Here is a 24,361-nt window from a genome sequence, read left to right on the forward strand (position 1 = left end):
GCGCACTGCAAGGCAGAATGGTGGCCAGCCGGGGGTAACCGGCGCTTGAACGGTGAAGGGGACATCACATGAGCACGGCTGTGGAATTTCGGGGTACTACGCGCGGCCTGGCAACCGTGCGGAGGCTCCCGCTGACGCTGGTCCTGGTGCTTCTGCTGTGGGTCCTCGGCGCCGCCACCGGGAGCCTGCTCAACGGCCCAAGCGAGGCGCTGCTGGACCAGGTGGGCCTTGGCTTGGCGGTAGAGCCGGGACCGTGGTGGTCGTCCTTCACGTCTGCCTTCTTTGCCTCCTCCCTGCTCGACTATGTGGCCTGCACGGCCGCCATCCTGGTGGGGGTCGGCATCGCCGAACGCCTCGTGGGTCCGTGGCTGGCCCTCGCTGCCTTCGTCGCAGGCTCCGCCCTCAGCGCTTTGGTTCTGATTGCCCTGGTGGCCTTCGGAACTGACAACAGCGACCAATGGCTCAGTTTCCTTGGCGGAGAGTACGTCGTGGGCGCCTACGGCGGTGCGGCGGCCGCTTTGGGATACGCGACGGCGGCACTTGAGTCATTATGGCGCCGGCGCCTGAGGACGTGGCTGCTGGCCGCGACGCTGATGTTCGCACTGTTTGTTGGAGTGGCCCAAACCCTCCAGGCACTTGCAGGGGCCGTCATTGGCATGCTGGCGGGTTGGGCCGTCCAGGCACTGGTGCTGCGTCGTCAGGCGGGATCACTGCATTCGTCCAGCCTTCGTGAGACGCGGTTCCTGGTGGGCACTGTGGTGGGCGTCTTCGCCGTCGGGCCCTTACTCACCCAGCTCACGGGCACCTGGGAAATCGGCCCGCTTTCGATTGTCTCGGAGGTCATGCTCCAGGCCAGCCCGGACGTCGATGAGGTCAAGGAAGCATGCAATAACGACACGAACTGCGTCACCTTGCAGGGCGTAGTGGGGGTGCAGAGTTTTGGTGCAGCGATCCTTACCGTGATTCCCGTCTTGTTGCTGCTGGTGTGTGCCGAAGGACTCCGGCGTGGCCGCCGGCTGGCGTACCGCCTGACCCTGGTCATCCAGATCTACCTGGCGGCCGTCACCGTGCTGTCCCTTCTCCAGTACGCCACCGACCCCGACGTCACGTTGGGCGACGACGACTTCGGGTACCTGCTCTTGTACGCAGTCCCGGCAGTCCTGGCTCCCGTCATTATCGTGGCGTTGCTCCTGGTAAACCGGCACAAGTTCCGGGTGGAGTCCAGCGATGCCGGTTACCGCATGTTGGGCCGGACATCGCTGATTCTGGCCGTCGCCGCCGTGCTGCTCTACGTGGTGTGCTGGTTCCTCGAAGGAAATCCCGGCCGCTCCACGCTGTGGGACCTTGCCGGCCAGTTGACGCATATCCTGGTCCCCTTCCCGGTTCCCTTCGTTGTGGCGCTCCCCCAAGGCCTGCTGAGTACAGTGCTGTACGGACTGGGCGGGGACGTCATCTGGCTCTGCATCCTGGTGTTGGTGCTGAACAACTTCCGGCGCTTCCGGATGCTTGCCAGCGATCCGGCCGCGGACCTGGGCCACACCCGGGAGCTGCTGCACGACGGCGGCGGCACGTTGTCCTGGATGGCTTTGTGGGACAACAACCAGTACTGGTTCAGCCAGGACCGGAAGGCCGGTATTGCGTACCAGGTCCACAACGGTGTGGCCCTGACCGTGGCCGGCCCGTTTGGTGCCGCGGAGTACCACGGCAACGCCGCCACGGACTTCCTGAAGCATTGCGCCAGCCTGGGGCTCATCCCCTGCTTCTACTCGGCTACCGCGGACCTGGACGCCGCGCTTCTCCCCCGGGGCTTCCGCAAATTGGAGGTTGCCGAAGAGACCCTGCTCAACGTCCAGGCCATGACGTTCAAGGGCAAGGAGTGGCAGAACGTCCGCACCGCCCTGAACCGGGCAGACAAGCTGTCCATCAAGGACCACTGGTACTCCTACCCGGAAATGCCGCCGGGCATCAGGGCCCAGTTGGCCGAAATCTCGGAAGAATGGGTGGCGGATAAAGCCCTCCCGGAGATGGGCTTCACCCTGGGTGGCTTGAACGAATTGAAGGATCCTGAGGTCCTTTGCTGCGTGGCGGTGGATGACGACGGTTTGGTCCACGGCGTGACCAGTTGGCTGCCCGTCTTCACCCGGGGTGTCATCTCCGGCTGGACCTTGGACTTCATGCGCCGCCGCACCACCGGATTCAAGGGAGTCATGGAATTCCTGATCGCTTCTGCGGTAACCCACTTCAAGGAAGAAGTTCCGCAGATCTCCCTGTCCGGGTCTCCGCTGGCGAATGCCGGGGCCGACGGCGGCGAGGGCGACAGGAGCTCCCTGGACCGCGTGCTGGCCCTGCTGGGCAATGCCTTGGAACCCATGTATGGCTTCAAGTCATTGGCTGCCTTCAAGTCACGGTTCCAACCGGAGCACCGGACGTTGTACATGTACTACCAGGACCCACTGGCTCTGCCCTCCATCGGCATTGCCGTCGGCTCGGCCTACCTTCCCGGCCTGTCCCCGGCACAAAGCGCCGGCCTGCTGCGGCAGATGGTAGCCAGGGAGCCTGCCGCATGATCCCGGAAGGTGCGGCCCGGGCATGAACGACATCCTGAAACTCGAGATCAGCGGCCCGGTAGTCATGATCATCGCGGGAGTCATCGGCGCCGCGTTTTTCCTGCTGCTGTTTCTCCGGCCGTCGGCGCGCTGGGCACTCACCGCCATCACCGCCATCGTCACCGCTGCCCTGGTGGGGTGGCTGACCGTGTGGGTGGTGGAAGACGTCATGGACGTCTTCCACGTGGGACTCACGCCGCGGGTGTGGTTCTGGGCGATCACGTGCTTCGCGGCGTTGGGGCTTGCTGTGGTGAGCTTCCGCCACAGCCCGAGGTGGCGGAAAGCAGTGGCCGCAGTATCCATCCCGGTGTTCCTCCTGGTGGCTGCCCTCGGCATCAATACTGAGTTTGGACTCAACAAGACACTGGGCTCGGCGCTGGGGATCTCCACCGAGGGCGCCATCCAATTGAACAAACCAAACCCGGACGCTTCCATTCCTGCAGGTCCGCTCTGGCAGAGCTGGAAACCCCCGGCCACCATGCCCGCCAAAGGTGAAGTGGGCACGCAGGTGATCCCCGCAACGGCCTCGGGATTCAATGCCCGTCCGGCCGGCATCTACCTCCCTCCCGCAGCCCTCACCGACAATCCGCCCAAGTTGCCCCTGTACGTCCTCATGATGGGTCAGCCAGGCCTTCCCGACCCGCAATACGTTTCCGCTGCACTGGATGAGTTCGCGGCGAAGAACAACGGATTGGCCCCCATCGCGATCGTCGCGGACCAGATCGGCCCGGACCAGGACGACACCCTCTGCCTCGACACCGCCAAGTACGGCAATGTGGAGAAGTACATCAACGAAGACGTGGTGAACTGGGCCAAAGCCAACCTGAACATCCTCCCCGACCGCGAGCACTGGACGATCGCCGGTTACTCCAACGGTGGGCAATGCGCCATCTCCTTTGCGGTCAAGTACCCCGCCATGTGGGGCAATGTGGTGGACATTTCCGGCGAAGAGTTCCCCGGAGCCGAGGACCCGGCCGGGAACCTGGCAACGATCTTCGGCGGCAACCAGGCTGACTATGACGCCCAGAAGCCCATCAACATCATGAAGGGCAAGCAATTCCCGGACACCACGGCGGTCTTCACGGTGGGCTCCGACGACGTGACGTACGTGGCGGCCGCCAAGGCCGTCTCCGCGGCGGCCCGGGCAGCGGGCATGGCGGTGACGTACTACGAGGTTCCCAATGGCGGACACGTGGGGATTGCGCTGAACTCCGGGCTCACCAAAGGCTTTGACGTGCTGTATCCGCGTCTGGGACTCTCACGCTAGGACCTTTTCCGGGCAACGCACGGGCGATAAAGTTGAGTTGTGCCACATTGGCAAGAGCTGCAGCCGCTTCCGGCCCCCTGGCAGCGTCGGGATGAGCGCATTCTGCCGTTGTGGTGGGACCGGCTGTGCTCAGTCACCAGCCCGCAGTCAGCAGCCCTCTACGCAGCCGGCCTCTTCACTGACGACCGGCGCCGCCCCATCGCCCAGTGGTACAACCCGGAGACCGACGCCGCGTTGCTGGTAGCGCCCGAGACCTCGCCGGAGTGGCCGGTACAGCGGTTCGGGATCTTCTATGCGCCTCCCGGCGGCGGCTTCACCCGTGTCTATTCAGCACCCCACGAGTGGCATCCCCGCGAACCCAGGACTCCGCCCACTGAGCAGGATTCATTTCTCGCGGCCGTGGCTGAGGCCGCCCGGTTCCTCCACGTAGAGATGGATTTCGTCTAGGAAACGTCCCGGAAAAAGCGAACCCCGCACCGGCTTGAAGCCGATGCGGGGTTCTTATGCTCCTCCGACTGGACTTGAACCAGTAACCCTTCGATTAACAGTCGAATGCTCTGCCAATTGAGCTACGGAGGAATGAAGCGGTTATGACTTTAGCAAAGGTTCTGCCGGAATGCGAAATCGGCATCCGATACCCCTTGGGGGTATAAAAATACCCCCGTTCCGGAGGACCGGAACGGGGGTATTGTGCGCTCCTCCGACTGGACTTGAACCAGTAACCCTTCGATTAACAGTCGAATGCTCTGCCAATTGAGCTACGGAGGAATGAAGCGGTTACTAGCTTAACAGGGGCCTGCCGGAAAACGAAATCGGGGCTTTCAGCCGTCTGCGCGCAGGGCGCGGCGCTCCATTTCCAGCTGCATCAGCTCCCGGTTCAGCCGCTGGAATTCCGCCGGGTTGGCGGCGGCGTCGAGCCGCTGGAGCTGCCCCATCTTGTCCGCCTTGATGCGGGTGATCTGGAGTTCGAACAGGCGGGCCAGAATGTCGCGACAATACCGCTGCATGGCTTCCGGCGTGCTGGCAGGCAGCGGAGTCACCGCGAGCTCGGACACCAACGGCCGCAGGGGCTCGGGCACCTCTTGGCGGACGTGCTCCACCCATGCCACAGGATCAGCCGAGTGGGCCAGTCCTGCGGCCCGCACAGCGGTCTGGACGGCTGCGTAGACGGGCGTTGCGAAATGGGAAGCCTCGAAGCGCTCCCAGGCTCCCCCACCCAGGACTCCCGGCTCCTGCAGCACCACCTCCAGCGCCTGGCGCTCCATTCCCGCAATAGGATCCCTGGGGTCAGGTCGCTGGAAGACAGGACCGGACGACTGCGGTGCCGGCGTGGCGGGCGACTGATCGGCAGGGCCGGACGGACTGCCGCCGGCGCCCACCCGCTTGGCGGCTGCCCCAACGTATCGGCTGACCTCTTCGATGGGCATGCCCAGCCAACCGGCCAGTTCCCGCGTGTAGCCCGGCCTCGTGGCGGAGTCCCTGATCTGGGCCACCACTGGAGCAGCTTCCCGCAGGGCCGCCACACGCCCTTCCACGGTGTCCAGGTTGTGCCGGCGGAGGGTCGCCCGGATGGCAAACTCAAAGAGCGGCTTCCGGGTTCCGATGAGATCGCGAACTGCCCCGTCACCCTTGAGCTGGCGAAGATCACAGGGATCGGCACCCGATGGCTCCACGGCCACGTAGGTCTGGGCGGTGAAGCGCTGGTCTTCCTCAAAGGCCCGCAGGGCAGCCTTCTGGCCGGCGGCGTCGCCGTCGAAGGTGAAGATGACCTCTCCCCCGCTGCCGTCGTCCGAGAGCAACCGCCGGGCCACCTTGATGTGTTCGGTGCCGAAGGCCGTACCGCAGGTGGCTACCGCCGTCGTGACTCCTGCGAGGTGGCAGGCCATGACGTCGGTGTACCCCTCAACCACCACCAGTTGGCGTTCCTTGGCGATGTTCCGTTTGGCGAGGTCGATCCCGTAGAGGACCTGGGACTTCTTGTAGAGCGTGGTCTCCGGGGTGTTCAGGTATTTGGGGCCCTGATCATCTTCGTAGAGCTTCCGGGCACCGAAGCCGATAGTGTCACCTGCGATGTCCCGGATGGGCCAGATCAGCCTGCCCCGGAAGCGGTCGTAGATCCCTCGGTTCCCTTCGGAGAACATGCCTGTGAGTTTCAACTCAGCATCAGTGAACCCACGGCCGCGGAGATGCTTCAACAGTGCGTCCCACCCCTGTGGCGCGTAGCCCACGCCGAAGTGCTCGGCGGCAGCGCGGTCAAAGCCGCGGCCATCCAGGAAGTTGCGCCCCTCCGCGGCTCCCGGTGTCAGCAGTTGGGCACGGAAGAATTCGTCGGCAATTTTGTGGGCGTCCAGCAGGCGCTGGCGCTTGCCCACTTCCTCCCGGCTGGGACCGGTGCCGCCGTCCTCATACCGCAGTTCGTAGCCGATCCGGGCGGCGAGCTTCTCAACGGCTTCGTGGAAGGAGCTATGGTCCATTTTCTGGACAAAGGAGATGGCGTCCCCGTCCTCGCCGCAGCCGAAGCAGTGGTAGCGGCCCACTTGGGGGCGGACGGTGAAAGAGGGCGAGCGTTCGTCGTGGAAGGGGCACAGGCCCTTGAAGCTGCCCAGTCCGGCACCCTTCAGGGTGACGTAACCGTCAACGACTTCCTTGATATCCGTGCGCTGGCGTACTTCGTCGATATCTTCACGTTTGATCAGGCCAGCCACGTGACCATCCTAGTCGCTCCGGCCAAGAGGACGGGCCCTGCCCAGCCGCCCTGCCAGGCCCCCCTTACCAGAGGGAGGGAAGGCTGCCCACCAGGCGCTCATACATGGCCAGGGCGGAAACATCCGTCAGCGAAGCAACCTGGTCAATCACCACGCGCAGCCGGGCACCGTCGTCGACGGCGTCGCGCCAGTCCGCGGCGAACATCGGCTCCAAGTGGCGGTCGCCGGTGGCGTTCAAGACACCCACCAATGCATGGAGCACCTCGCGCTGGCGCTCGTAGACCGGCTGGCGATGGTCGGTGGAGATGACGAACGTGGTGGCAAGGCCCTTCAGGACGGCGATCTCGGTGACGGTATCCTCCGGAACCATGAGTTCAGCCGCGTAGCGGGTCAGATTGGACGGACCGAAATGATCCCGGGTTGTCTCCATGGCGCTCTGGCAGAACCGGCCGATCAGCTGGCTGGTCATGTCCTTCAACGCTGCCATGGACTTCCGGCTTCCGTCTGCTTCGCGGACCCACACCTTGGTGGCTTCAAGACGGGCGAGCGCCGCGTCAATTTCGGCGGGATCATTGTGCGGGAGGTACCACTGCTTGGTGTAGCCCACCACGCGGGCGCGGTGGTCCGGGTTCTCCATCCACTTCAGTTGGAAATGGCCGGCAACGATCGCGTCCTCCACGTCATGGACCGAATACGATATGTCATCTGCCAGGTCCATCACCTGTGCCTCAATGCAGGACCGGTTGCCGGGAGCACCTTCACGCAGCCACTCGAACACGGGAAGATCGTCCTCGTAGGCTCCGAACTTGCTGGTGCGGTGCCCGTGGATGACGGGGGCGTCGACGGCGGACCACGGGTATTTGGACGCGGCGTCCAGGCTGGCGCGGGTCAGGTTGAGCCCGGCGGGCCTTCCGTCCTCGCTGAGGACCTTGGGCTCAAGCCGGGTGAGCAGCCTGAGGGTTTGCGCATTCCCTTCGAAACCGCCGATGGTGTGCGCCACCTCGTTCAGGGCAGACTCGCCGTTGTGGCCGAACGGCGGGTGTCCCAGGTCATGGCTGAGGCAGGCAGTGTCCACGACGTCGGGATCGCAGCCCAAGGAGCGGCCGAGCTCACGGCCCACTTGGGCTACTTCCAGGCTGTGGGTCAGCCGGGTGCGCACAAAGTCGTCAGTGTCCGGGGCGACCACCTGTGTTTTGGCGCCCAAGCGGCGCAATGCCGAGGAATGCAGGACCCTGGCACGGTCCCGCTCGAAGTCCGAGCGGTACGTCGTCTTGCGGGATTCTTCGACCCACCGTGCAGAATCCACGTCGGTGTAGCCGGGAATAGCCAGCACGAAATCGTGGTGGCCAAGTATTGCTTCGGTTCCCATGGGTATCTGCCTCCTTCAAGCGCCGGGGTGTGGAGCTTCTTGAGCCAGTCTTACACGTGTGAGGCTAGCCGCCCGAAACGTCCAGCTCTGCCGCCGAGATATCCGCACTCTGTTCAGCGTTCAGCTGACGGCTCTCCAGCCAGTCCTTCGGCAAGGCCGGCTTCTTCGGCGAGCCCGCCCGACCGCGCGGACCTTCGGAATCCACGCCCGGGTAAGGCGAGTCCATGTCCAGTTCATCAAGGTATTCGCGCAGCACGTCAAGGGTGGGCACGGTGGCCAGCTTGGCGCGGAGCTCTCCGCCCACCACGTAGCCCTTGAAGTACCAGGCCATGTGCTTGCGGATTTCGCGCAGCGCTTTGTATTCGTCGTTGCCAAAGGTTTCCACCATCAGCTCGGCGTGGCGGTAAACGCCCTCAGCCACTTCGCGGAGTCCGGGGCGGTGCCGCTGGTCGCTGCCTTCGAAGGCCGCCTGGAGGTCACCGAAGAGCCAAGGGCGGCCCTGGCAGCCGCGGCCCACCACGACACCGTCCACGCCTGTTTCGCGCACCATGCGAACTGCATCTTCCGCGGACCAAATATCGCCGTTACCCAGCACCGGAATATCCGGCAAGGCCTCGCGGAGGCGGGCAATGGCGGACCAGTCGGCCTGGCCGGAATAGAACTGTGCTGCGGTTCGGCCGTGCAGGGCGACGGCGGCCACTCCTGCGTCGCGGGCGATGCGGCCGGCGTCGAGGTACGTCAAGTGGTCCTCATCAATGCCTTTACGCATCTTGATGGTCAGCGGGATGCCGCCCTTGGAGGCTTCCTTGACCGCTGTGTTCACGATGGAGGTGAAGAGGTCGATCTTCCACGGCAGGGCGGAACCGCCGCCGCGACGGGTGACTTTGGGTACCGGGCACCCAAAGTTGAGGTCGATGTGATCGGCGCGGTCCTCTTCGACGAGCATGCGCACTGCAGCGCCCACCGTCACGGGATCCACGCCGTAGAGCTGCACGGAGCGGACTTTCTCGTCCTCATCATGCGAGATGATGCGCAACGATTCGGGCGTCCGCTCCACCAGGGCCCGCGACGTCACCATCTCTGCCACGTACATGCCGCCGCCATATTCACGGCATAGCCTGCGGAAGGCAGAGTTGGTGATGCCCGCCATGGGGGCGAGGATTACCGGGGTGTCCACGGTAATCCCACCGAGCTTCAATGGCGGGAGCTCAAGCTTTGGTGCGGGGGGCGTTGCTACTACAGTCACCCATCCATTGTTGCAAATGCGGGCAAATCGGCGGGAAGCACTGCAGAAGCCAGCCGTTGTCCCCGGCCAACCTGACGGCTTCCGCCCTGGTTCTTGCCCCTGTCTTGGCCATCGCCGCCGACAGGTAGTTCCGCACATTCCCTTCGGAGAGCGTCGCGGCTTTGGCGGTATCTGCCACTGTGCCGCCCACGAAGCCGGAGGCTCCGGCCTGCATGGCCCGCTTGAGGTATCCCGGGCGGCCGAACGTAGTGACCACGAGGTGCTTCAGTCGGTGCCGCGCCGTTCCGCTTCGCGTTGGGCGCGCCGGCTGCCGGGTTGCGCAGGCTTCCCGGAAACGTCCAGGCGGGCATCGTCGTCGTGGTCGTCGTGCGCCTCTGAACGCACGACGGCGGCCGCTGCCGCCAGCGCGCCGGTGTCCTCCACGTCGTCGGGACGTACCGATGGCGCGTCCGCCGCAGCGAGGCGCTTTATGCCGGTTGCCTTGACCACCAGGACAGCGATCAGGGTGGTCACCGGGATGGCGAGGACCAGGCCGATGGAACCCACGAGTGTACGGATGACTTCCTCGGACAGTTCGGCGCTGGTCAGGGCCTCGGCCAGCGGCCGGTCGTAAAGCATCACGATGATGAGGATCGGGAGGGCAGCGCCCGCGTACGCAAATGCGATGGTGTACACGGTGGAGGCGATGTGGTCCCTGCCGATCCGCATGGCAGAGGAAAACAGTTTGCGGGCACTGGTGTTGGGGGCCAGTTCGTAGAGCTCCCACACAGCCGACGACTGGGTGATGGTGACGTCATTGAGCACGCCCAGGCCGGAAATGATGAGGCCGCAGAGGATGATCCCGGAGATCGAGATCTGGGGTGACATGTTCACCAAGGTGGAGGCATCGTGGTTTCCAACGCCCGCCAGATTGGCTGCGTCCGTGGCCCAGGCCGCCAGCAAGGCAGTAATGCCAAGTCCGAAAATTGTCCCCAGCAGCGCGGTAGATGTCCGCGCCGAGAACCCGTGAGCGAAATAGAGGACCCCGATCATGATCACCGTAGATCCCACCAGGGCCAGCAGCAGAGGCGGCTTGCCCTCCACCAACCCGGGCAGGATGAAGCTGACCAGGACGAAGTACGCACCCACGAGGCCCAGGAGCGCCCGGAAGCCGCGCCAACGGGCCACAGCGATCACCACTGCCGCATAAAGAACAGCCAGCAAGGCGATGGGAATATTGCGGACGAAGTCGACGAACACATAGGCGGGAGCCCCGCTGCCGGCGTTGGCGCCCTGGACAGCAGAGAGGTTCAAATACCTGATGGAGTCCCCCACGTCCACACCGTGGGACATGGCAACATCAGGGTTAATGACCACCTTGACCGCTTCGCCGCCCTTGTCCGGCTCCGTGAACGCGAACGTGCACTGGGATCCGCCGGACTGCCCGTTTTGGCCGGTGCTGCTTTGATCGGTTTGGCCTGGCGTTGATTGGCCTGTCTGCGTGCAGCTTTCCACCACCACGCTCTGGATCCGGCCGGTATCAAACGTGACCCCTGGGGCAGCCTGGTAGGGGCTGGAGAAGGAGATTCCCTCCCGGCTGCCCGAGGGCCACATGAGCAGCATGGCCACTACTGTGAGCACACCCAGGGGTGCGAGCACCGCTGCCAGAAGCCAGTTGGCCCGCTTCCGCGATGCCAGCGCCTGCGGCGTTGGTTCGGTACCTTCAGAATGACCGTGGGAGTGACCGTGGCCCATCAGCAGCAAAACCTCATGCCTTAACCCTACGCGGGAAGACTGGCGTCCTGCGCCTCAAGCGGCTGTTCCGGGAATGACCGGCCCGGATCTCAGGCAGGCGCGATGTTCTGGTTTACGCGGAAGAGATTCCCGGGATCGTATTTGCCTTTAATGGCCACCAATCTCTCCCAATTGGGTCCATAGTTGTCCGCCACCCGGTTCTGGTCCTCGGAGTCCATGAAGTTGATGTACCCGCCGGCCTCCGAATGTGGTGCGAGTGCCGCCGCATACTGACGTGCCCACGCAATGTTCGCCTTGTTGTCCGCCGGGTCCTGCCATTGCGTTGCGATGACTGGCGAGAACTTCATGGTGCGGTGGGCGAAGGCCGTGTCCTGGACACCCACTCGGGATACCGCGCCGTCAATCGGGTAGACATGCACCGAGGTGTTGACACTGGTAACAGTTGCCCCGAACTCTGCGTGGGCGTCAATGGCACCATCGTTGAGGTCCCGCAGGAAATTGGCCTTCCAGTAGCCTTGCATCCCCTTCTGGTTCAGTCCATCGAAGGCCACGTTCAGTGCCGGGTAAGGCATGGGACCCACCATGGATCCCGCCACAGGCGCTGCATCCAGGAAGGGCTGCCAGCGTGCCTGGCCCTCGGCCGGATCGCCCGTCCACATTCCCACCACCACGCAGACCGATTTGCCATGCCATTCCTCAGGAAGGAAAGGAACGGGCGGTCCCTGGTGGAAGCCAAGGAAGGCTCCGAATTCCTCGGGCGCGGAAGCCAAGTACTCGCGGTAAAAGCGGGCCACCGTGGGAATGTTCTCAGCGCCATAGATGATGATGCCGGCATAGACCATGTCCACGGGATGGAGCTGGAACTCCAGAGAGGTCACCACGCCAAAGTTTCCGCCGCCACCCCGGAGGGCCCAGAACAGGTCCTCGTTGCGTTCCTTGTTGGCGATGAGGAAACTGCCGTCAGCCGTCACCACATCCGCGGAGACGAGGTTGTCGCAGGACAAGCCGTACTTCCGGGTCAGGTATCCGATTCCCCCGCCGAGCGTCAGCCCGGCCACCCCCGTGGAACCGACAATCCCGCCAGTGGTTGCCAGCCCAAAGGCGTGCGTGGCGTGGTTGAAGTCGGCCCAAGTGGTGCCGGCCTCGGCGCGGGCGGTGCGCGCCTCCGGGTCCACCCGGACGCCTGTCCGGTTGACGAAGTCCAGCACCAAGGCATCGTCCCAGGTCCCGAACCCGGGCGCGCTGTGGCCGCCTCCCCTGATGGCCAGGGGCATGGCGTTCTCGCGGGCAAAGTTCACGCCGGCGATCACATCGGATATTTGCGCGACCCGGAGGATACCCGCAGGGCGCTTGTCCACCATGGCATTGAAGACGGCCCGGGCGGAGTCGTAGTCAGGATCTTCGGGCGTGATGAGCTGCCCGCGTACCTGTTCCCTCAGCCCATCAAGGGCTATTTGGTTCATTGTGATTTACCACCGATATAGACGAGAGACCGTTCTGTTCCACACGCCGCTTCCCTCCAGCGATGGCAGCGTGGGGGTTTACTCCGATAGGCCTACTCCTGCCTCAGGGCAGCGTCAATCATCTTTATTAACCGGACTGTTCGCAGAGCGTCCTAGGGGCTTAAACGCAAGGATCCTGCCCTCCGCAGCGGCGGTGGAGGGCAGGATCCTGACGTGCAGAAACAGTGGTCAGTCGCTCACGATCAACGTGTCCGCACCACGCACGTGGGCCTTGCCGGATTCCAGCAAAGGCCCAAGAACCGTACGCAGGGCCGTCATCGATTCGTCGACTTCCAGCAGTACCGGGTGCTGGTAGGCGATGAGTGCCAAAAGGTCCCGCACAGCAAGCGCAGCTTCCTCGGCAGACAGCTCCGGATCATGCCCCAGGAAGACATCCGACGGCTCATCGGAGCTGCCTTGGGCGTAGCTGATGGCGAACGCCTGGATCCTGCCCTTGCGGCTGGCCGGGACACCTTCACCAAAAGCGCTGGCTTTGGGCGCCCTCAAAACGATTGCACCGTGGGCACCCGTGAGGTCATGCAGGAACAAGCGTTGCACCGTAGCGATGCTGAGCTCCCCCGGGCTGTCCCAGTGGTGGACGTGGGAGTAGTACTTACCCACAACCTCACTCAGCTCTACCGAACCTGTGGCCAGGTCCTCCACCCGCTCAGATGCAGCTTCCTCGGAACCATCACCGAACCGCGGGAGTGACAGCGGCTCGGGTTCCACCACCACCAGCTGGGACCGCTGGATGGGTGCAAGGCCGGCGGCTGCGGCAAAGGCCGCACCTGCCGTGTCCGGTTCCACTTTGCTGCGGAGCCTGGAAACGCCCGACGGCGAGTTCCCGGCTTCCCGGCGGAGCATGGTCAGGAGGGTGGCGCCCACGCCTTCACGGCGATGATCCTTGGCAACCTCGATGTAGGCCCACAGACGTTCCGGGTGCAGCGAAGCCTCGTGGACCACGCCTGCAGCAACCGGTATCCGAACGCCGTCCACCACGTCCTCGGCCACGATGCACCGGCGCCAGGGCTGGTTGCCCGACGGCGCCAAAGCGGCACGGAACTGCTCAGCGGGAAGAGTTTCCGGGCCACCCCAGATCTCCAGGAGGGCGAGGTCGTCGCCTTCCTTCCATTCGCGGTACTCCAGAGCCACGATCAGGCGCCGATCAAGCGTGCTGCCAGGTAGCCCTCAACCTTGTCCAAGGACACGCGTTCCTGGCTCATGGTGTCGCGCTCGCGGATGGTAACGGCCTGGTCCTCGAGGGTATCGAAGTCCACGGTGATGCAGAACGGGGTACCGATCTCGTCCTGGCGACGGTAACGGCGGCCGATCGCGCCGGCGTCGTCAAAGTCGATGTTCCAGTTCTTGCGCAGCTGGGCGCCCAGCGCCTTGGCCTTCGGGGACAGGTCCTCGTTGCGGCTCAGCGGCAGGACCGCGGCCTTGACCGGAGCCAGGCGCGGATCGAGCTTCAGTACGGTGCGGACATCGACGCCGCCCTTGGCGTTGGGTGCTTCATCCTCGGTGTAGGCGTCGATGAGGAAGGCCATGAAGGAACGGGTGAGGCCGGCAGCGGGCTCGATCACAAACGGCGTGTAGCGCTCGTTGGTGGCCTGGTTGAAGTAGCTCAGGTCCGTGCCGGAAGCCTTGGCGTGGGTTGAGAGGTCAAAGTCCGTGCGGTTGGCGATGCCCTCGAGCTCGCCCCACTCGGAGCCCTGGAACCCGAAGCGGTACTCGATGTCCGTGGTGCCCTTGGAGTAGTGGCTGAGCTTTTCCAACGGGTGCTCGAAGAAGCGAAGGTTGTCTTCACGGATGCCCAGGCCGGTGTACCAGGACATACGCTCCTTCATCCAGTACTGGTGCCATTCTTCATCCGTGCCGGGCTCGACGAAGAATTCCATTTCCATCTGCTCGAACTCGCGGGTACGGAAGATGAAGTTGCCCGGGGTGATCTCGTTACGGAAGGACTTGCCGATCTGGCCGATGCCGAACGGCGGCTTCTTCCGGGACGTGGTGAGCACGTTGTTGAAGTTCACAAAGATGCCCTGGGCCGTTTCGGGACGCAGGTAGTGCATGCCTTCGTCGCTGGCTACCGGACCAAGGAAGGTCTTCAGGAGGCCGGAGAATTCCTGGGGTTCCGTCCATTCGCCGCGGGTGCCACAGTTGGCACACGCAATATCCTTGAGCCCGTTCTCTGCGGGGCGGCCCTTCTTTTCCTCGTACTCTTCCTCGAGGTGGTCGGCACGGTAGCGCTTGTGGCAGGACAGGCACTCCACCAGGGGGTCGGAGAAGACCTCCACGTGGCCGGAGGCTTCCCATACCTGGCGGGGAAGGATGACGGAGGAGTCCAGACCCACCACATCTTCGCGGCCGCGGACCATGCTCTGCCACCATTGGCGCTTGATGTTTTCCTTCAGTTCCGCACCCAAGGGACCGTAGTCCCAGGCAGAACGGGAGCCACCATAGATTTCACCGGCCTGGAAGACAAAGCCCCTCCGCTTGGAGAGGGAAATGACCTGGTCAAGGACGGATTTTGCTGCCATGGGTAACTCCATTTGTTCTACAGGGCCGCTGGGTGCGGTCCGCGGTGGTTTGCCCCGGATGTCCGGACGAGGTTGTCCGGCGGGGTGCTGGGGGAAAGTTTGTTGTTACTACTGCGTTCTACTGTGGGCAGAACGCAAAAATACTGCACCCTACCAACCCTACCGGCCTTTGGCCGTTGATTTTCGTGCGAAAGCACCCCTGGGCCACGGCAAGGTGGCCACGACGATCGCGGCGAGCGTCAGGATGGTCCCCAGCACCGTGGGCAAGGCAACCACCGCGCCGGGGCTGGGGATCACGACGTCGAGCACCAACGAGCCCACCAGTTGGCCGGCAATCATGCCCAAGCCGGTGATCAGCACGCCCAGGCTGCGGACCAGCAACGCTGCCAGGCCGATGAAAAGGCAGCCCATGGGACCGCCAAGGTAGTACCACCACTCGGAGGGAAGCGGATTTCCAGGTCCGGCAACAGCCAGCTTGATGAGCCAGGCGAGCCACAAAATGGCCGATCCGGCAATGAAGTTGACCAAGGTGGCCGCGATCGGTGTCCCGTAATGAACCGTGGCCGTTCCATTCATGGCCTGTTGGAAGCTCATCAGGAACCCTGCCGTCAAAGGCAGAAGGACGGGCAGTACCAGCGACGCGATGTCGGCATCGCCGCCGAACCTCGGAGAAACCGCCCAGGCGACGGCGGCAACGGTCAGGACGCTGCCAAGAACGCGGACTCCCGTGATGGCACGCCGGCCACCAGGGCCGATGCCCATGCGGTCAACGAGCAGACCACTCAACGTCTGACCCGTTACGGCAGCGACGGTGAACAGCGCCACCCCCAGAAGGGCCACTGTGAAGGACTGGGCGAACACGAACAATGCACCGATAGCGCCGGCCATCACGTAGAAGCGGGGAAAGCTGCGGTTGCGGACTGCGGGGATGATGCGTTGAAGGCCGGCCCTGCCCTTGGGCGTCGCCAGCGAGATAACACCGATCAGCAGGAGGCCTGTGGTGAAGCTCACCACGGCTGCAGCAATGCCATCATTCAGTGAGGCGCCGAGGGCCCCGTTAATCCTTCCTTGGAGCGGAATGACCAAGCCTGTTGCTACTGCAACAGGGAGGCCAAGGGCAAGCGGAAGGGTGGGACGGGAAGAAGGCTGCGGCACTGTCCCCACACTACTTCAGGCATCATTGCTGTATGAGCAACCCGGAATTCGAAGAAATCCCCATCCGTGACGACATGATCCGCCTCGGCCAACTGCTGAAGCTTGCCAATCTGGTGGAGGACGGCGTTGAAGCCACGGAGCTCATCAAGAATGGCTTGGTCAAGGTCAACGGCGAGATCGACGACCGCCGTGGCCGCCAGCTCCACGTGGGAGATACTGTGACGGTCAACGGCCAGACGGTCCGGATCACCGCCGCCTGACACCCGCTAGTCAGTGAGGACCTTATGGGTGAGGAACTCACCCACGTGCCCGATTTCCTGCTGGTTGATGCCATGCCACATGCCGGTGTAGAGCACCTTGGTGAGGTCCACGTGCTTGCGCGCCCAACCCATGGTGTAGTCAATCTTGTCCGGGGTAATCACGGGGTCCTGCTGGTCGCGGCCCCAGAACATCGGCAGCGAGCCGTCCAGTTGCTCGTCCCGGAAGGCGGCGTCAGCGCCGGCGTCGATCACAAAACCTGAAAGCCCGACGACGGCGGCAAAGTCCGCGGGACGGTACCGGAGCATGGTGGTGGCCATGGCCATACCCATCGAGAAGCCCAGCAACGTCACCGACGAGTGATTGGCCTTAACGGTGTCCAGCCACCCCAGGGCGTATTCGGCCGCCAGCTTCACAGCGTCCAGGGAATAATCGATGGAGGCCGTGAGCGGGAACCAGGTGAAGCCCGGCCCCATGGGCATGGGCGCCCGAAGCGCCGCCACCACAAAACCCTCAGGCAACAGCCCGGCCAGGCTGAACAGGTCCTCTTCGTTGGAGCCGTAACCGTGCAGCAGCACCAGGAGCGGCTTGCCGGCACGCTCGGCTTCGTCGTGGGACCACAGGACAACGGGCGCGGGGAATGCGGGGGCTTCAGTCATGGTTCCATTCTTACAGTTACCCGGAAGTAACAACTTACGGTGGCGTAGGTTCGCAGTGACGAGGCAGGATATGAGCGTGAGTGAGAACAATCATTTGTTGAAACCCGGCGAGCCTGTTCAAAAGCACCCTTGGGGCCGTTACGTGGCCCTGGGCGATTCGTTCACTGAAGGGATCGGCGACCCCGAGCCGGCGAATCCGGGCGGCCACCGCGGGTGGGCTGACCGTGTTGCTGAAGAACTGGGGCGCGGGCACCAGGACTTCGCCTACGCCAACCTCGCCATCCGCGGCCGGCTGTTGCAGCAGATCGTGGACGAACAAGTGGGACCATGCCTTGAACTGCAGCCGGACCTCGTGTCCATTTCTGCCGGTGGCAACGACCTCATCCGCCCCGGCGGCGATCCTGACCTACTGGCCGAGAAACTCGACGTCGCAGTCGGCGATCTAAGCTCCGGCGGCGCCACCGTTGTGTTGTTCAACGGCCCGGACACTGCTGCCTCGGTCCTGGGCCGGATCCGCGGCAAGGTGGCCATTTACAACGAGAACCTGAGGACGGTGGCCGCCCGTCACGACGCCGTCATTGCGGACATGTGGTCCCTGCGCCAGTTGGCAGACCCCCAGATGTGGGACGCTGACCGCTTGCATTTCTCACCACTGGGCCACCACACCATCGCCACCATGGTCCTGGATGCCCTGAATGTGCAGCACACCCTTGAACCCCTGATGCCCAAGCCGCTGCCGCAGCGTACCTGGCGCGAGGCACGCTCGTCCGATCTCGTCTGGGCGCGCGAGTACTTTGTCCCCTGGGTCATCCGGAGGCTCCGGCACCAATCGTCGGGCGACGGCATCACACCAAAACGTCCGACGCCGGGACCCGTCTTCGGACCCAGCGGCACCTTGCTGCCGCGCCGCTAAGGTGACGTCCATGCCGGGTGGTGTGTCCGCCGCCGCAGAAACCGTCCGGCAGGTGCGCCTGCGACGCCAACAGCTGCGGACGCCAAAGCCGGGAGCGCCCTCTGAAGTGCTCCGCAACCTCCTGGCGGTGCAGTCGCAGGAGTTTCCCTACGCGCGCTGGACGCTGGCTCAAAGGACATCCGGCAGTACGTCCGCCGAGGTGGAGCAGGCAGTGGCGGACGGGACCATTCTTCGGACCCATATCCTCCGGCCCACCTGGCACTTTGTGCATCAGGACGATCTTGGCTGGCTCATGGGATTGTCTGCGGACCGTCTCCATCAGGGCAACAAAGGCATGTACCGCCAGACCGGGATCGATGAGGAAGCCGCTGCCACCAGTGGGGGCATCCTGGCCGAAGCCGTGGCCAACGGAGCCCACAAGACCCGCGAAGAACTGGCCGGGGTACTGGGACAAGCCGGCTTTCCCAGCAAAGGGCTTGGCTTTATCTACCACCTGATGCACGCAGAAATCAGCAGCATCCTGGTCAGCGGCGCTCCGGTCCGTTCGGCCGGAGGAGCGCTCAAACAGACCTATGGCCTGTTTGAGGAACGCGTGCCCGGCACCGTCCGCGGGCCGCTCACCGGCGACGACCGCGAGCAAGCTCTCGGACAGCTGGCACACCGCTATTTCAGCAGCCGCGGCCCAGCCACCGTCAAGGACTGTGCAGCGTGGTCCGGGCTGACCATGAAGGACATTAAACTGGGGATCCAAGCCGCTGCCAAGCTGTTTCCGGACGCCCTGGAATCGGCCTGCTTTGACGGCCTGGAGTTTCACTGTGCCGCTGAGGACGGCGTGAATTTCACCGCTGCCCTTCCAACGAAAGAGCCGGACGCGCCCCGGATCGACCTCATCCAGTGCTACGACGAGTACGTGATGGGCTACTCGCAGTCCCGGTACTACCTTGGTGGCACGGCCCCCTACTTCCCCGAGGACAACGGTCCCATGCACGTAGTCCTGCTGGACGGGAGACTGGCTGGTTGGTGGCGTCACGGATTTTCCGGCGGGATCTGCGAGCTGGACGTCCGCATGAATCAGCCGGCAACAGCGCAGGAGCAGGCTGCACTTGAAGCCGAGGCAGAGCGCTACGGGCTGTTTCTGGGGATGGAGACCAGGCTGGTGTGAAGCGGCGGGGTTGTGAAAGAGGCAGGGGTTGTGAAGAGGCAAGGCTAAGCTGGGAGAAGACCTAGGAGGCCTGCACTGTGAACAATCTGATCTTCTGGATCATCGTCTGCTCGTGGCTGATTCCCTTTGGAATCCGCATGTACAACCGGTCCAAGGCACGGCGGCTCCAGGACGGCGGCTTCCGGGGTCCTGGGTACCCGCCGCAGAATCTCCCCGGCCCGGGCTACCCTCCGCAAGGGTACCCGCAGCAGTACCCCGGGCAGCAGTACCCCGGGCAGCAGTACCCCGGGCAGCAGTACCCCGGGCAGCAGTACCCCGGGCAGCAGTACCCCGGGCAGCCGCAACCCGGGCCTGGCTACCCTCCGCAGGGCTACCCCGGGTACCCGTCTGAGCCGATAGTCATCCGCCCCGCAGATGACGCACCGCAGGCCGCGCCGGCGTCGAGCCCTTCCGCGCCGGCGTCGAGCCCTTCCTCGCCGGCGCCGTTCCCCGCTGCGGGCGGCACGGAGCCCCAGGGTTACCGGGCGCGGAAGCTGGCCGACTTGGACGCGAAATTCAGCAATGGCGAAATCGCCATGGAGGATTACATGAAGCAGCGCGCCGACATCATGAACGGCTGAGCGCCCGATCTGCCCGGATGCTCAGGCCAGGAATGTCCGGATGCTCAGGCGAAGAATGCCTGGCGAAGCTGCGTTGACAGCTGCCCGATTTCTGTCAGGAATCCATCGTGGCCAATCGGCGCTTCGATGACGTGAACGGGAACATCGCCCGGCAGTGCCGCGGCCAATTCCTGTGACTGTGCCGGGAAATAGAGCCTGTCCGTGTCCACGGCTGCGACGAAAAACTCTGCCGTAGTCCCGGACAACGCCTCTTGCAACGAGCCCCGCCCGCGTGTGACGTCGTGGGACATCAGTGCCTCGGTGATGGCGATGTAGCTGTTCGCGTCAAAGCGCCGGACCAGTTTGCTGCCCTGGTGGTCGAGGTAGCTCTCCACCTGATACCGGCCCCGCTCCCCCAAGACGGCAGCAGCAAGAGGCGTCTCCTGGTGCTGGGCCTCCCGGCCAAAGCGGAAGTCCAGCTCCAGTGCTGAGCGATAAGTGATGTGGGCGATGCGCCGGGCCAAGGCCAATCCTTGCTCGGGCGCCGTTCCGCCGTAGTAGTCCCCATTCTTGAAATGTGGGTCCTGCCGAATGGCGAGGGTCTGGGCCTGCGCGAAGGCAATCTGCTCCGCCGTGCTGTAGGCGCCCACGGAGATGACGGCGCAACGTTTGACCCGTTCCGGCAGGGTCACTGCCCACTCAAGAGCCCTCGCCCCACCCATGGAGCCGCCCAGGACCGCATGCCAGGCCTCGATCCCCAAGGCATCGGCAAGCCGCGCTTCGGCCTCCGTGCTGTCGCGGAGGGTGATCAGGGGGAAACGCGAGCCCCAGGGCTTGCCGTCCGGCGCTTCTGAAGAGGGGCCGGTGCTTCCATAGCAGCCGCCCACGATGTTGATGGAGACCACAAAGAAGCGGTCTGTGTCGATGGTGGCGCCCGGTCCTACAAGCTGCTCCCACCATCCTTCCTCGTCCGTGGCACCACGGGCTACGTGGGTGCTGCCCGTCAGTGCATGTTGGATGAGCACGGCGTTGGACGCATCCGCGTTCAGGCGACCCCAGGTTTCGTAGGCCAGCACGACATCCGGAAGAAAGCCCCCGGCCTCAAGTTCCAGCGGCCCTATGCCGGCGTACTTGACCGTGCCGTCTTCTTGTTCGGCTGTGGAAAGGGCTGCAGCAGTAATGGTCATTCCTTTGATACCTAACCTCGCGCTTGCCCGCCGCCTTGCGTGCGACAGGCCAGGTCCTCACCCGGGGCACCCCACCGCGTAAGGAGGGTTGCCGGCCAGCAAGCCGGGGCTGTCTGCTGGCACTCATGACCTAATACGTAGAGTCTAGGAAGGACACCGCTGTTCTGGCGAAGAATGTGACAGCAGTGTGACGGTTTAAGGCTGGTTGGTTCATGAACGAGCACCCGGGAGCGCCGCCCGGCGAATAATCGACGGGCCGGGCGGCGTTCCAGCTGAAGGCGCCTTGGCCAGGGGCCGGACGCTGCTCAGGCGCCCTTTGCGGCCCTGAATCCAGCCTCCAGGTCAGCGATGATGTCATCCACATGCTCGATGCCTACAGACAGGCGAACCAAGCCGGGATTGACGCCGGCAGCAACCTGCTGCTCCACGGTCAGCTGGCTGTGCGTGGTAGATGCCGGGTGGATCACCAGGGAACGGACGTCACCGATGTTGGCCACGTGGGAGTGCAACTCCAGGCCGTCCACAAAGCGTTTGCCCGCTTCAACGCCGCCCTTGATGGTGAAGGCAACGATTGCGCCGGTGCCCTGCGGACCATACTTCCGGCCACGGTCGTACCAAGGGCTCGACGGCAGCCCCGCGTAGGCTACCGATTCGACGTCGTCATGGGCTTCAAGCCACTCAGCCACTTTGGTGGCGTTGGCGACGTGACGTTCGATGCGCAGGCTCAAGGTCTCCAGCCCCTGGGCGATCAGGAAGGCATTGAACGGCGAGACGGCTGAGCCAAGGTCGCGAAGCAGCTGGACCCGCGCCTTCAGGATGTAGGAGAGGTTGGCGCCCAGAGCACCGTCCTTGCCGAGATCGCGCGCGTAAACAAGTCCGTTGTAGCTGGGGTCCGGGGTATTGAAGCCTGGGAATCGCTCCGGATCCTGGCCGAAGTCGAAGTTGCCGGAGTCCACAATCACGCCGGCAATGGCAGAACCGTGTCCGCCAAGGTACTTGGTGGCTGAGTGGACCACAATATCGGCGCCCCACTCCAAGGGACGGATGAGATACGGCGTGGACAGGGTATTGTCCACGATCAGCGGCACGCCGGCCTCGTGCGCGGTGCGGGCAACGCCCTCGATGTCCAGCACGTCCTGGCGCGGGTTGGAAACAACTTCGCCAAAAAACAGCTTGGTGTTCGGCTGGACGGCGTCACGCCAGTGATCCAGGTTGTCCGGATCCTCCACGAACGTCACCGAGATGCCGAACTTCTTCAACGTGTGTGCCAGCAGGTTGTAGGTGCCGCCATACAGGCTGGGACTGGCAACAATGTGGTCCCCCGCCTCGGCGATGTTCAGGATGGCGAACGTTTCCGCCGCCTGACCGGAGCTGAGCAGGAGAGCGCCCAGGCCGCCTTCAAGGCTGGCAACACGCTGCTCCACGGCATCCTGCGTCGGGTTGCCGATCCGGGTGTAAATGGGCGCAAGCTCTGCCAGGGCGAAGCGGTTGGCAGCACTCTCCGCGCTGGGGAACACGAAGGACGTGGTCTGGTAGATCGGCAGCGAGCGGGCTCCCGTGGCGGCGTCAGGCTCCTGGCCTGCGTGGATCTGGCGGGTTTCGAAAGACCATCCTTGGGACATGGAGTTCTCCTGTTCGTGGCGCATGGGTTCGGCGGGATACTGGCTTTGTGTGAGCTGCGGCCAGTCTAGGAAGTGTCCGGGGGCTAAGACAGCTTTGTGACGCCGGGGGAATCTTTCGGACTTCGGGAGTCCCTTCATGACGCCATCAAGGACCAGCCAGATACATCCCACCTTAGTTAGGCTTGACTTAGCTGAGACCCCGATCACAAAGTGCCAAGATGAAGCCATGCGCATGGATCACGTCTCTTACGCCTGTGAACGAGATGGCCTTTTGGCCACTACCGAACGAATTTCCGCGGCATTGGGAGTGGACGCTGTCCGGGGCGGAGTGCACCCGCGCTTCGGTACCCGGAACATGATCATTCCCCTCGCGGATAACAAATACCTGGAAGTAGTGGAGGTCCTGGACCACCCTGCTTCCGACAAAGCACCCTTTGGCCAAGCCGTCCGGGCAAGGTCGGCAGCAGGCGGTGGTTGGATGGGCTGGTGCGTCGCCGTTGACGACCTCGCTCCCTTCGAAGACCGTCTTGGCCGCTCCGCCGTTCCGGGCAACCGCAAGTTCCCTGACGGCCGCGAATTGGTGTGGCAGCAGATTGGCATCCTCGGCCTGATCGCCGATCCCCAGGTGCCGTACCTGCTCAAGTGGGAGGGCGACCCCTCTCTGCACCCGTCCAAGATCTACGAGAGCGACGTGAAGATGTCCAGCCTCACCATTGCGGGCTCGGCGGAGCGCGTCACTGAGTGGCTGGGCGAGCCGGTGGAGAAGCCCCTGGAAGATGTAGCGGTCCAGTGGATGGCCCCGCACGGAACCCCGGGCATCATGTCAGTTACCTTCGAAACCGCCTCCGGAGCCGTCACCATCTGACCGTTCCAACCTCCGGGCCCGCCCCGGTGCCGGACAGCCATGCCCGGGCAAAGCTTCGGCCGCCATCAGCGGGGTGCCAATGACGTCACCCCTCCGATGGCGGCCGGATACTTTTAACGGCCTGTAGCGTCCGGCTAGCCCAATCCCACTGCCTTGCCGAAGAGGCTGAACCCTACGAACGCCACGATGTCCAGCAATGCGTGCGCAATCACCAGCGGCATCACCCTCTTGGTCCTGGTGTAGATCCAGGCGAACACCAGACCCATCACAACGTTTCCGATGAACGGCCCGAAGCCCTGGTACAGGTGGTAACTCCCGCGCAGGACGGCACTGACCACAATCGCCGCCGGCGTGCTCCAGCCGAACTTGCCGAAGCGGTCCATCAGGTACCCCACCACAATGACCTCTTCCACGATCGCGTGGCGCATCGCCGACAGGATGAGCACCGGGACTGTCCACCAGTACGCATCCAACCCGCTTGGGACGATCGCCGTGGTGATGCCCAGCGCCCGCCCGGCCGCGTACAGCCCCAAGGAGGGAATGCCTATGGCCGCGGCAAGCCCCAAGCCCTGGAGCACGTCCTTGCCGGGCCGGGCGAAATTGAAGCCCAACCTCGCGAACGCCGAGCCGCCCTCGGTGTCCCTGTTTGCCTGGATGTGCGTGGACAGGAAATAGAACACCAGGGCAACAGGCACCAGGGCGAACAGAATATCCAGCAACTGGTACGTAAGGTCGAAGTACTCCCGGGTACTTTGCGATCTGTTAAGCGTTGATGTCGCATCGGCCAGCGGAGCCCGCGTCATCTTGTCCAGCAACTGCACCACGGAGTAGACGGCCGACTGGCCCAGGGAAAGGCCCAGCACAATAAGTACTTCGGCGCGCAGCCGGCGACGGGAAGCAAGGAACATGTACCTATCTTGCCTGCAGTTCCTGCCACTTTGCCGGGAACTGCCGCCCTATGCTTGGTGGGAT

General features: G+C 63.9%; 20 protein-coding genes, 2 tRNA genes, 1 pseudogene and 1 riboswitch. Of the genes and pseudogenes, 8 read left to right on the forward strand and 15 right to left on the reverse strand.

Annotated elements, in window-relative coordinates; genetic code table 11:
- The first annotated feature begins 68 nt into the window (after nucleotides 1-68).
- Genes BMY91_RS05065 through BMY91_RS05075 form a run of 3 tightly spaced genes read left to right on the forward strand, consistent with a single transcriptional unit; the run spans nucleotide 69 to nucleotide 4,320 of the window.
- The gene (locus BMY91_RS05065) at nucleotides 69-2,567 is read left to right on the forward strand and encodes a bifunctional lysylphosphatidylglycerol flippase/synthetase MprF (protein ID WP_090819286.1); all 2,499 of its coding nucleotides are present in this window, start codon (nucleotides 69-71) and stop codon (nucleotides 2,565-2,567) included.
- Nucleotides 2,568-2,589: 22 nt separating this feature from the next.
- Nucleotides 2,590-3,873: an alpha/beta hydrolase gene (locus BMY91_RS05070; protein ID WP_090819289.1), complete on the forward strand. Its 1,284-nt coding sequence runs from the start codon at nucleotides 2,590-2,592 to the stop codon at nucleotides 3,871-3,873.
- Between the two features lie 39 nt (nucleotides 3,874-3,912).
- Complete coding sequence (locus tag BMY91_RS05075; protein ID WP_090819292.1) at nucleotides 3,913-4,320, forward strand: hypothetical protein; 408 nt, start codon at nucleotides 3,913-3,915, stop codon at nucleotides 4,318-4,320.
- A gap of 59 nt (nucleotides 4,321-4,379) precedes the next feature.
- On the opposite strand, the gene BMY91_RS05080 is transcribed toward BMY91_RS05075, so the two are convergent.
- The 11 genes and pseudogenes from BMY91_RS05080 to BMY91_RS05130 form a co-directional block, all read right to left on the reverse strand.
- Nucleotides 4,380-4,452: transfer RNA gene (locus BMY91_RS05080), tRNA-Asn, on the reverse strand.
- Between the two features lie 116 nt (nucleotides 4,453-4,568).
- Nucleotides 4,569-4,641 (reverse strand) — tRNA-Asn (locus BMY91_RS05085).
- A 53-nt stretch (nucleotides 4,642-4,694) separates the two neighbouring features.
- The gene (gene dnaG / locus BMY91_RS05090; RefSeq protein ID WP_090819295.1) at nucleotides 4,695-6,578 is read right to left on the reverse strand and encodes a DNA primase; all 1,884 of its coding nucleotides are present in this window, start codon (nucleotides 6,576-6,578) and stop codon (nucleotides 4,695-4,697) included.
- A gap of 64 nt (nucleotides 6,579-6,642) precedes the next feature.
- Nucleotides 6,643-7,947, reverse strand: coding sequence for a deoxyguanosinetriphosphate triphosphohydrolase (locus BMY91_RS05095; protein ID WP_090819298.1), 1,305 nt, complete (start codon nucleotides 7,945-7,947; stop codon nucleotides 6,643-6,645).
- Nucleotides 7,948-8,011: 64 nt separating this feature from the next.
- Complete coding sequence (dusB, locus tag BMY91_RS05100; RefSeq protein WP_090819301.1) at nucleotides 8,012-9,193, reverse strand: tRNA dihydrouridine synthase DusB; 1,182 nt, start codon at nucleotides 9,191-9,193, stop codon at nucleotides 8,012-8,014.
- Nucleotides 9,194-9,239: 46 nt separating this feature from the next.
- Nucleotides 9,240-9,476: pseudogene (locus BMY91_RS23370) on the reverse strand (DNA-binding response regulator); the annotation flags it as partial.
- Nucleotides 9,458-10,927, reverse strand: a complete 1,470-nt coding sequence (locus BMY91_RS05110; protein WP_090820641.1) for a YibE/F family protein — start codon at nucleotides 10,925-10,927, stop codon at nucleotides 9,458-9,460. The gene BMY91_RS05110 and the pseudogene BMY91_RS23370, both read right to left, overlap by 19 nt.
- 89 nt (nucleotides 10,928-11,016) lie before the next feature.
- Complete coding sequence (locus BMY91_RS05115; RefSeq protein ID WP_090819303.1) at nucleotides 11,017-12,390, reverse strand: FAD-binding oxidoreductase; 1,374 nt, start codon at nucleotides 12,388-12,390, stop codon at nucleotides 11,017-11,019.
- Nucleotides 12,391-12,618: 228 nt separating this feature from the next.
- Nucleotides 12,619-13,581 (reverse strand): GNAT family N-acetyltransferase, encoded by a 963-nt coding sequence (locus BMY91_RS05120; protein ID WP_090819305.1) that lies wholly within the window; start codon nucleotides 13,579-13,581, stop codon nucleotides 12,619-12,621.
- 2 nt (nucleotides 13,582-13,583) lie between these two features.
- A complete protein-coding gene (locus BMY91_RS05125; RefSeq protein WP_090819307.1) occupies nucleotides 13,584-14,969 on the reverse strand; it encodes a glycine--tRNA ligase in 1,386 nt (461 codons plus the stop codon).
- A 159-nt stretch (nucleotides 14,970-15,128) separates the two neighbouring features.
- On the reverse strand, nucleotides 15,129-16,133 hold the full coding sequence (locus tag BMY91_RS05130; protein WP_090819310.1) for a DMT family transporter: 1,005 nt from the start codon (nucleotides 16,131-16,133) through the stop codon (nucleotides 15,129-15,131).
- 23 nt (nucleotides 16,134-16,156) lie between these two features.
- Between BMY91_RS05130 and BMY91_RS05135 the strand changes: the two genes are divergently transcribed.
- A complete protein-coding gene (locus tag BMY91_RS05135) occupies nucleotides 16,157-16,384 on the forward strand; it encodes an RNA-binding S4 domain-containing protein (protein ID WP_090819313.1) in 228 nt (75 codons plus the stop codon).
- Between the two features lie 6 nt (nucleotides 16,385-16,390).
- Here BMY91_RS05135 and BMY91_RS05140 read toward each other — a convergent pair whose 3' ends face one another.
- Complete coding sequence (locus BMY91_RS05140) at nucleotides 16,391-17,041, reverse strand: alpha/beta hydrolase (protein WP_090819316.1); 651 nt, start codon at nucleotides 17,039-17,041, stop codon at nucleotides 16,391-16,393.
- Between the two features lie 70 nt (nucleotides 17,042-17,111).
- Between BMY91_RS05140 and BMY91_RS05145 the strand changes: the two genes are divergently transcribed.
- The 3 genes from BMY91_RS05145 (at nucleotide 17,112) to BMY91_RS05155 (ending at nucleotide 19,736) form a co-directional block, all read left to right on the forward strand.
- Nucleotides 17,112-17,954 carry an SGNH/GDSL hydrolase family protein gene (locus tag BMY91_RS05145; RefSeq protein ID WP_090819318.1) on the forward strand — a complete coding sequence of 281 codons (843 nt, stop codon included), beginning with the start codon at nucleotides 17,112-17,114 and terminating at the stop codon, nucleotides 17,952-17,954.
- Between the two features lie 10 nt (nucleotides 17,955-17,964).
- Nucleotides 17,965-19,116: a winged helix DNA-binding domain-containing protein gene (locus tag BMY91_RS05150; protein WP_090819321.1), complete on the forward strand. Its 1,152-nt coding sequence runs from the start codon at nucleotides 17,965-17,967 to the stop codon at nucleotides 19,114-19,116.
- 77 nt (nucleotides 19,117-19,193) lie between these two features.
- Nucleotides 19,194-19,736: a hypothetical protein gene (locus BMY91_RS05155; protein WP_090819325.1), complete on the forward strand. Its 543-nt coding sequence runs from the start codon at nucleotides 19,194-19,196 to the stop codon at nucleotides 19,734-19,736.
- 44 nt (nucleotides 19,737-19,780) lie between these two features.
- Here BMY91_RS05155 and BMY91_RS05160 read toward each other — a convergent pair whose 3' ends face one another.
- Complete coding sequence (locus BMY91_RS05160; RefSeq protein WP_090819328.1) at nucleotides 19,781-20,902, reverse strand: homoserine O-acetyltransferase MetX; 1,122 nt, start codon at nucleotides 20,900-20,902, stop codon at nucleotides 19,781-19,783.
- Between the two features lie 14 nt (nucleotides 20,903-20,916).
- A riboswitch (SAM riboswitch) is annotated at nucleotides 20,917-21,033 on the reverse strand.
- Nucleotides 21,034-21,207: 174 nt separating this feature from the next.
- The gene (locus tag BMY91_RS05165) at nucleotides 21,208-22,548 is read right to left on the reverse strand and encodes a bifunctional o-acetylhomoserine/o-acetylserine sulfhydrylase (protein WP_256212583.1); all 1,341 of its coding nucleotides are present in this window, start codon (nucleotides 22,546-22,548) and stop codon (nucleotides 21,208-21,210) included.
- Nucleotides 22,549-22,750: 202 nt separating this feature from the next.
- Here BMY91_RS05165 and BMY91_RS05170 point away from each other — a divergent pair, with 202 nt between their 5' ends.
- Complete coding sequence (locus BMY91_RS05170) at nucleotides 22,751-23,389, forward strand: VOC family protein (RefSeq protein WP_090819333.1); 639 nt, start codon at nucleotides 22,751-22,753, stop codon at nucleotides 23,387-23,389.
- A 134-nt stretch (nucleotides 23,390-23,523) separates the two neighbouring features.
- On the opposite strand, the gene BMY91_RS05175 is transcribed toward BMY91_RS05170, so the two are convergent.
- Complete coding sequence (locus tag BMY91_RS05175) at nucleotides 23,524-24,297, reverse strand: CPBP family intramembrane glutamic endopeptidase (protein ID WP_090819336.1); 774 nt, start codon at nucleotides 24,295-24,297, stop codon at nucleotides 23,524-23,526.
- Between the last annotated feature and the right edge of the window lie 64 nt (nucleotides 24,298-24,361).

The organism is Arthrobacter sp. yr096, assembly GCF_900108925.1.
Classification (GTDB): domain Bacteria; phylum Actinomycetota; class Actinomycetes; order Actinomycetales; family Micrococcaceae; genus Arthrobacter.

What these genes read in the sequence shown, in the direction of transcription:
- BMY91_RS05110 (WP_090820641.1), bottom strand. Translation starts at nt 10,927, where the DNA reads ATGGGCCACGGTCACTCCCACGGTCATTCTGAAGGTACCGAACCAACG.
- BMY91_RS05170 (WP_090819333.1), top strand. Translation starts at nt 22,751, where the DNA reads ATGCGCATGGATCACGTCTCTTACGCCTGTGAACGAGATGGCCTTTTG.
- BMY91_RS05175 (WP_090819336.1), bottom strand. Translation starts at nt 24,297, where the DNA reads ATGTTCCTTGCTTCCCGTCGCCGGCTGCGCGCCGAAGTACTTATTGTG.
- BMY91_RS05145 (WP_090819318.1), top strand. Translation starts at nt 17,112, where the DNA reads ATGAGCGTGAGTGAGAACAATCATTTGTTGAAACCCGGCGAGCCTGTT.
- BMY91_RS05160 (WP_090819328.1), bottom strand. Translation starts at nt 20,902, where the DNA reads ATGACCATTACTGCTGCAGCCCTTTCCACAGCCGAACAAGAAGACGGC.
- BMY91_RS05115 (WP_090819303.1), bottom strand. Translation starts at nt 12,390, where the DNA reads ATGAACCAAATAGCCCTTGATGGGCTGAGGGAACAGGTACGCGGGCAG.
- BMY91_RS05125 (WP_090819307.1), bottom strand. Translation starts at nt 14,969, where the DNA reads ATGGCAGCAAAATCCGTCCTTGACCAGGTCATTTCCCTCTCCAAGCGG.
- BMY91_RS05165 (WP_256212583.1), bottom strand. Translation starts at nt 22,548, where the DNA reads ATGCGCCACGAACAGGAGAACTCCATGTCCCAAGGATGGTCTTTCGAA.
- BMY91_RS05135 (WP_090819313.1), top strand. Translation starts at nt 16,157, where the DNA reads ATGAGCAACCCGGAATTCGAAGAAATCCCCATCCGTGACGACATGATC.
- BMY91_RS05095 (WP_090819298.1), bottom strand. Translation starts at nt 7,947, where the DNA reads ATGGGAACCGAAGCAATACTTGGCCACCACGATTTCGTGCTGGCTATT.
- BMY91_RS05140 (WP_090819316.1), bottom strand. Translation starts at nt 17,041, where the DNA reads ATGACTGAAGCCCCCGCATTCCCCGCGCCCGTTGTCCTGTGGTCCCAC.
- BMY91_RS05065 (WP_090819286.1), top strand. Translation starts at nt 69, where the DNA reads ATGAGCACGGCTGTGGAATTTCGGGGTACTACGCGCGGCCTGGCAACC.
- BMY91_RS05150 (WP_090819321.1), top strand. Translation starts at nt 17,965, where the DNA reads ATGCCGGGTGGTGTGTCCGCCGCCGCAGAAACCGTCCGGCAGGTGCGC.
- BMY91_RS05070 (WP_090819289.1), top strand. Translation starts at nt 2,590, where the DNA reads ATGAACGACATCCTGAAACTCGAGATCAGCGGCCCGGTAGTCATGATC.